Consider the following 6,236-nt stretch of genomic DNA (forward strand, 5'->3'; position numbering starts at 1 on the left):
CAGGGTAGGATATAGATCATTCAAAACTGTTTCTTACATCAATGTTATTCTTTACCTGTAATTAAGAACAGCAACTGCAAGAAAGGAGAAAGCCATGAACCAATACCTGCCACCGCCCCTGGAAGTTATTTGAAATTGAACTTCTTCCCCTCAGGGTAGGATATAGATCATTCAAAACTGTTTCTTACATCAATGTTATTCTTTACTTGTAATTAAGAACGGCAACTGCAAGAAAGGAGAAAGCCATGAACCGATACCGGCCACCGCCCAGGAACGTACCTGTAAATCGAGCCACCTTCTGCAGGAACAGAAAGCGGCTCACGGAGATAAGTTCTCCAGAAACTTTATCAACAAATTTATTCTAGCACAGGAGGATATTCATGACTAGATTAAAAATTAATTCATCCATCTGTCAGCGACCGCTGGATATTTTAAACAGCTCAAAAGTCAGTGGCACAAGGATGATGTTAGTAAACGTGCGACCAGTTCCAGTCTATGAAGAAGGAACTCGCACCGATAAGATTGACAGTTATTTCTATGATTGCGTTGACCTGTTTTCATTTGATCGTATCGCAATCAAAGTTGAAGAAACAAACCCACTGATCGACCCAGATGAATTACTGGAACATCGAGAAAATGGTGAGAAAATTTTTGTTGAGATTATTGGAGGAACAGTCACAGCTTACTATGCTGAAAGAACGAATTCAATCGAAGACTCCTTCAAGGCCAAGTCAATAAAAATAGTAACGGATTATGAAGCTTAATAAGAAAGGAGGCGGGGAGCTGACAGCTCCCCAAATAAAGAGATGGCATACTATATTGTTCTTGCCATTGTGAGCGCATTTGCTTCCATTGGCATTATAGCAAGCGGCGGCTACATCTTCTATAAGAGAAAAAATTTAGCATCCTTAGATCAGGGAATCGCTCATTTTTTACGTTGGCTTGCTGATGTAACAAAAAAAATTGGTTCTTGTTTGTTCTGGTGGGTAATGGAAGAAACCGGACACACGAACCCTGAAAAGATCGTCAACCAGAGCTTAGGTCTTACAAATGACGAACTAAATGACCTGAAACATTTGCTGGGAAAACAGGTTTTTGAATTTCCAGTTCTTGAAAATTATTCTGTAATGAACGACTGCCTGTTTTTCAGCTTTACTGCCGTTGGTTTAAAGGAAAAATACCGGGATATCGAGCGTGGACAGTTCAACAAGCTGATCGAGCATGCAGTTCAGTCCTATTACTTGGACACCCGACAGCAGAAAGTTATCGTGAGAGTTTTTGTTGCCACTCCTACCCGGATTCAGTTTGCAATTCCATTATCCGTTGTGGGGCTTAAATATCTGGATTCACAAGCGCAGGTACAGGCATCATTAACAGATACCACTTCATCCGATGAAGCGGAGCCACTGGAAGAGGTTTTTCACATCTTTGATGACGAGGACGAGCCATGAAGCTTGGATATTTGTTGGAGGACTATCAGAAAACGGGTATTAAGATTCCGTTAAACATCAAGCTGGCCAAGCAGACCTCTTCTGTTCTGATTGCTGGGAAATCTGGTTCTGGTAAGAGCCTGTCTGCCCGATGGTACATAGGGAATTTACTGGCAACAGACGAAAGTGCCGTGTACATCGCTGACTATAAAGGTGGGGAGGAGTACGAGAGTTTCGAAGGTTCGTCAGCCTATGCCTCTGGTAATGATGCGATCGCGATGATTCAGGAATTTTATGATTTCTTCGTATATGTTCGTGAAAATAAGATCAAATTACAAACTCATTACACGCTGTTTGTAGAGGAATGGTTTGGCCTCCTGGCCTACGCAGAAACGCAGGCAAAGAAGCTGAAATCCGAGTTACAGGCAAAGATCGGTGAACTCCTTGCAGTCTCCCGTGGGCTGAATATGGGCGTATTCATCTGTGTCCAGCGTGCCGACGCACATCTTTTTGATTCTGGCTCAAGGGAGCAGTTCCAGTGCGTCGTATCTTTTGGAAGATGCTCCGCTGAACAGTTTCGGATGCTGGGCTTTTCCGGTGAGCTGGAAGAAAACCCGACCAGTGGCTACAAGCCGGGACAGGCTCTTGCCCTGATTGATGGGCAGGATGGCGTTCAGGAAATCATCGTTCCCAGAATCCGGAATCCTGATACCCTCAACCGGGAAATCAGACGGAAACTGGATCGTCAGGCCGAACTTACCGCTCTGATCGCTGGGACAGCCGAAGGCTGAACCAGTGGTCAGACGGTGAGGACGGAATGACCGTTCGCCGGGCGGTCAGTATTACCGCCCGGTGAACAAACAACAAAAAAATCCCAAAAAAGCCCGTAAATAAAAGGCTTTCAGGGCATAAAATCACTGTTCGCTATCAATAAACAAAGCGAACATGTCCGATAAAGGAGATAAAATTTCATGGACGAAAAGAAAAAGATTCCACCACTGGTGGAGGAAACGCATATTTCCCCGATAACAGACCGGGAAATCCAGGCGAAGCTGAATGTACAGAGAAATTCTTTTCAGCTCACAATCAACAATCCCCTTGAGGATGGCTTTGACCATACAACGATCAAAGAAACGCTGGTATCACACTTTCCAACCTTGGTATATTTCTGCATGTCTGATGAAGTAGCCGAAACCGGAACACCCCACACGCACCTGTATATCGTTTTCCGATCAAGAGTACGGTGGAGTACGGTGAAAAAGCACTTCCCGACAGCCCACATCGAGGTTGCAAGGGGAACTGTAAAAGACAATATTGAATACATCCAGAAGTCCGGCAAATGGAAGGATTCTGAGAAAGCAGAAACAAGCGTGCCGGGTACTTTTGAAGAATGGGGTTCCCCTCCAAAACAGAAGGGCAAAAACGTAGCTATGGAGGAACTTTACAATCTTGTTTTTGATGGCTATAACAATGCGGAAATCCTCGCGATCAACCATGATTATATCTTACATATTGATAAGATCGACAGGCTCCGCACGACCATCCTCGCAGAACGTTACAGGGGAAAACGGCGGCTGAACCTGAAAGTAATCTACATTTTCGGTGAAACCGGAACCGGAAAAACCAGATATGTATTAGACACGCATGGGGACAGGAATGTTTACAAGGTCTGCGACTACCAGCACCCGTTTGACACGTACAGCTATCAGTCTGTCATGTGTTTCGAGGAATACCGAAGCCAGTTGCCGATCGCAGATATGTTACAGTATCTGGACATTTATCCTATTGACCTGCCAGCCCGGTATTCTAACCGCTTTATGTGTGCACAGACCATCTATATGCTCTCAAATGAGCCATTGGAAGATCAGTACAGAAACATTCAGCTGGAAAAACCGGAATCATGGAATGCCTTTCTCCGCCGTATCAGCGAAGTCTGGATTTTCGAAAAGGATAAGATCAGAGTTTATGATTCTGTCCAGAAATATCTGGAACGATCAGAGGACTTCCATACTCTGTCCATTGAGGAAAGCAGAGCAAACCCATTCAACAAATAATGTAACTATATACCTGCTGGTCAGGGACACCCTGACCAGTACACAATGATTTATCATCAGAAAGGAATTTTTATATGACTGACCGCAAATTAACGCTTTTACGAAAAGAATTCGAAAAGCGGATCACGAAAGGAATCATTGACCGGGACAGAATTTATATCGTTATGTCCGCTCTTTACAAGCATGGCTGTTTCTTGAAGTTTTTAGGCGAAGAAATTACTTTCAGCCGCATCATGAACACGGATAACCAGGAAACCTATGAAATCCTTTTCACAACAGCCTCCAATGCGACCCTCAGTGTAAACGCCGCATTAAATGAGGATGGCAATGCAATCTATCATATTGAGATAGAGGAAAATTACGAGATTTGTTATTCCAAAGACATTTGTGATAACTGCGAATAATCGCATATGAAAATATTGTACTGCAAAGTAACTGTAGTGTACTGACCGTAAAGTAACGTTTATACCGTATCAGGTAATCCATGTATTGAAGCGTATTGTTACCGTACCGAAAAAACAAAAAAAAGGAGATTTTTCAAATGAAAATATCAGATAAAATCGAGGGATTAAGAGTAGCTTTTGAAGAAAGCATTAAAGGAAACAAGTACCCTCAGACCATGCGTAACATCATCCGTATGTCAATTAAAGCCAAGGAAACCGAGGACAAAGTTGACCTTATCCGCAATCTGGAAATTGGAAAAAATGAAGCAACAGAGGTAATGTTTTCCACTCCTGCCGGTGAACGTATTAATATTACCGCTATAAAAGAAAGCAAAACAGTGACCTATTATCTGGAAGTCACATACAATTTCGAGCTCTGCTACGAAAACTGTTTTTCCGAAGAATGACCAAGCGGTAAATTAATCCGTTAAATTAAATAGGGAGGATATTTTTATCAACGCTTGTGATGTATTGTGCTGTATCGTGGAATGATAGAAATATCCTCTTTTTTTGCGTTGAAAAAATGATAAGACATCATGGACAACAGCGAAAACTTGAAATTACTTGAACTGGCACTGAAAAATGATATACTGGATTCAAGCGACATGGAAAAAATTAAAGAATCCATGAAGAAGAAAACGCTAGAAAAACTGAAAAACGAATTAAAACCTTTACATCCGCACACCATCCGCCAAAACGAGAAAGACCATCGCTGGCGAACCCGTGTACCGGACAAAAGCTGTAAGTCCGGTCTGAGGATGATTGTCAAGACCTCAGAAGAAGATCTTTACAAAGCACTTGCAGACTACTACGGCCTTGAGTGGTACGATGACGAAGATCGGGTGACACTGGAATCTTTTTATCCAACCTGGCTGAAATACAAGGCTCTGCACACCAATTCAGAGACTTACATCAGCCGGATAGATTCTGACTGGAAAGCCTACTATTTAGGCACACCGATCGTCAAAAAGCCGCTTCGGAAGCTTAATAAGCTGACATTAGATGTATGGGCGCATGAACTCATAAAGAAACATTCCATGACCAAAACGCAATACTACAACAGCACCGTGATTATGCGGCAGGCATTGGACTATGCGGCGGACTTAAACCTTATCTTGGAAAATCCATTCAAGTATGTAAAAATCGACGGCAAGCGAATGTTTCGGAAGGTTAAAAAGAAACCCGATGCAACGCAGGTCTATCAGACAGCCGAAGAAAACGCAATAACCGAACTGGCATGGAAAGACTACTACAGCCACAACTGCACGTATGATCTTGCACCGCTGGCAATTCCATTCCTGTTCCAGACAGGATTGCGTATCGGTGAGCTGTGTGCCGTCCGGTATGAGGACATTGAAAGCCCGGATTATATCCATATCCAGCGCATGTACAACAAAGACACAAAAAAGATCATTGAACACGCCAAAACGGATTGTGGTGACAGGCAGGTGATACTGACCCAAAAGGCCAGGGAGATCATTGAAACAGCCCGGTCAAGGCAGAAAGAAACCGGGGCAGACAGTATCGGATATATTTTCTCAATGGATGGGAAACCACTTCCCCAGTATGCCGTTGCATACCGTTTCCGCAAGTATTGTAAGGAATATGGCACAACAGTAAAAAGTTCTCATAAGGTAAGAAAAACTTACATATCAACCCTGTTGGATGCTCATGTTAATATCAATACAGTAAGGGAGCTGGTCGGACACTCAGATGAGCGGACAACCCTGAAAAACTACTGTTTTGACCGGAATACTGAGGCGGAAAAACGGAAAAAGGTAGAAAAAGCACTCGCCTAAGGGAGTGTAACACAAGTGTAACAGTAAATCGCCAAAAAAATTCACTTTTGAACACACTTATAAAAAAATAAAAAAGCCCGGAAACCCGCATAAAACAAGGCTTTTCCGGGCACGAAAAAAGCACTGTCGAACTGACAGTGCTCTTAAAAAGTAGTGAGGCATCGGGGATTCGAACCCCGGACAACTTGATTAAAAGTCAAGTGCTCTACCGACTGAGCTAATACCCCATATTAAATTAATTAATACTCAGGCTTTTTCTAACCAGCCGTTCGTATGTTTTACATTAAAACATGCCCAGAGCCGGAATCGAACCAGCGACACGAGGATTTTCAGTCCTCTGCTCTACCAACTGAGCTATCTGGGCATAAGTAGCGGGGACAGGATTTGAACCTATGACCTTCGGGTTATGAGCCCGACGAGCTTCCAGACTGCTCCACCCCGCGTTATTAAATGTTAAAAGCCGATGATCGGACTCGAACCGATAACCTGCTGATTACAAATCAGCTGCTC

General features: G+C 43.2%; 7 protein-coding genes and 3 tRNA genes. 7 read left to right on the forward strand and 3 right to left on the reverse strand.

Annotated features, from left to right (window positions below; translation table 11 throughout):
- The first annotated feature begins 380 nt into the window (after positions 1-380).
- The 7 genes from NE671_RS15560 (at position 381) to NE671_RS15590 (ending at position 5,726) form a co-directional block, all read left to right on the forward strand.
- Complete coding sequence (locus NE671_RS15560) at positions 381-764, forward strand: hypothetical protein (protein ID WP_173740944.1); 384 nt, start codon at positions 381-383, stop codon at positions 762-764.
- 42 nt (positions 765-806) lie between these two features.
- The gene (locus NE671_RS15565; protein ID WP_173740943.1) at positions 807-1,451 is read left to right on the forward strand and encodes a hypothetical protein; all 645 of its coding nucleotides are present in this window, start codon (positions 807-809) and stop codon (positions 1,449-1,451) included.
- On the forward strand, positions 1,448-2,221 hold the full coding sequence (locus NE671_RS15570; RefSeq protein WP_173740942.1) for a helicase HerA domain-containing protein: 774 nt from the start codon (positions 1,448-1,450) through the stop codon (positions 2,219-2,221). Before NE671_RS15565 ends, NE671_RS15570 begins: the two co-directional genes overlap by 4 nt.
- Positions 2,222-2,401: 180 nt before the next feature.
- On the forward strand, positions 2,402-3,484 hold the full coding sequence (locus NE671_RS15575; RefSeq protein WP_173740941.1) for a hypothetical protein: 1,083 nt from the start codon (positions 2,402-2,404) through the stop codon (positions 3,482-3,484).
- 74 nt (positions 3,485-3,558) lie between these two features.
- Positions 3,559-3,888 carry a hypothetical protein gene (locus tag NE671_RS15580; RefSeq protein WP_173740940.1) on the forward strand — a complete coding sequence of 110 codons (330 nt, stop codon included), beginning with the start codon at positions 3,559-3,561 and terminating at the stop codon, positions 3,886-3,888.
- Positions 3,889-4,025: 137 nt separating this feature from the next.
- Positions 4,026-4,334: a hypothetical protein gene (locus tag NE671_RS15585; RefSeq protein ID WP_173740939.1), complete on the forward strand. Its 309-nt coding sequence runs from the start codon at positions 4,026-4,028 to the stop codon at positions 4,332-4,334.
- 147 nt (positions 4,335-4,481) lie between these two features.
- Positions 4,482-5,726 (forward strand): tyrosine-type recombinase/integrase, encoded by a 1,245-nt coding sequence (locus tag NE671_RS15590; protein WP_256164157.1) that lies wholly within the window; start codon positions 4,482-4,484, stop codon positions 5,724-5,726.
- A 154-nt stretch (positions 5,727-5,880) separates the two neighbouring features.
- Here the strand turns inward: NE671_RS15590 and NE671_RS15595 are convergent.
- From NE671_RS15595 to NE671_RS15605, 3 genes are all read right to left on the reverse strand, one after another.
- Positions 5,881-5,953: transfer RNA gene (locus NE671_RS15595), tRNA-Lys, on the reverse strand.
- A 64-nt stretch (positions 5,954-6,017) separates the two neighbouring features.
- Positions 6,018-6,090: transfer RNA gene (locus tag NE671_RS15600), tRNA-Phe, on the reverse strand.
- 5 nt (positions 6,091-6,095) lie between these two features.
- Positions 6,096-6,169: transfer RNA gene (locus NE671_RS15605), tRNA-Met, on the reverse strand.
- Between the last annotated feature and the right edge of the window lie 67 nt (positions 6,170-6,236).

The sequence above is a fragment of the Blautia sp. DFI.9.10 genome (genome assembly GCF_024461705.1).
In the GTDB taxonomy this organism is placed as follows: Bacteria; Bacillota; Clostridia; order Lachnospirales; family Lachnospiraceae; genus Blautia_A; species Blautia_A fusiformis.

What these genes read in the sequence shown, in the direction of transcription:
- NE671_RS15560 (WP_173740944.1), top strand. Translation starts at nt 381, where the DNA reads ATGACTAGATTAAAAATTAATTCATCCATCTGTCAGCGACCGCTGGAT.
- NE671_RS15565 (WP_173740943.1), top strand. Translation starts at nt 807, where the DNA reads ATGGCATACTATATTGTTCTTGCCATTGTGAGCGCATTTGCTTCCATT.
- NE671_RS15570 (WP_173740942.1), top strand. Translation starts at nt 1,448, where the DNA reads ATGAAGCTTGGATATTTGTTGGAGGACTATCAGAAAACGGGTATTAAG.
- NE671_RS15575 (WP_173740941.1), top strand. Translation starts at nt 2,402, where the DNA reads ATGGACGAAAAGAAAAAGATTCCACCACTGGTGGAGGAAACGCATATT.
- NE671_RS15580 (WP_173740940.1), top strand. Translation starts at nt 3,559, where the DNA reads ATGACTGACCGCAAATTAACGCTTTTACGAAAAGAATTCGAAAAGCGG.
- NE671_RS15585 (WP_173740939.1), top strand. Translation starts at nt 4,026, where the DNA reads ATGAAAATATCAGATAAAATCGAGGGATTAAGAGTAGCTTTTGAAGAA.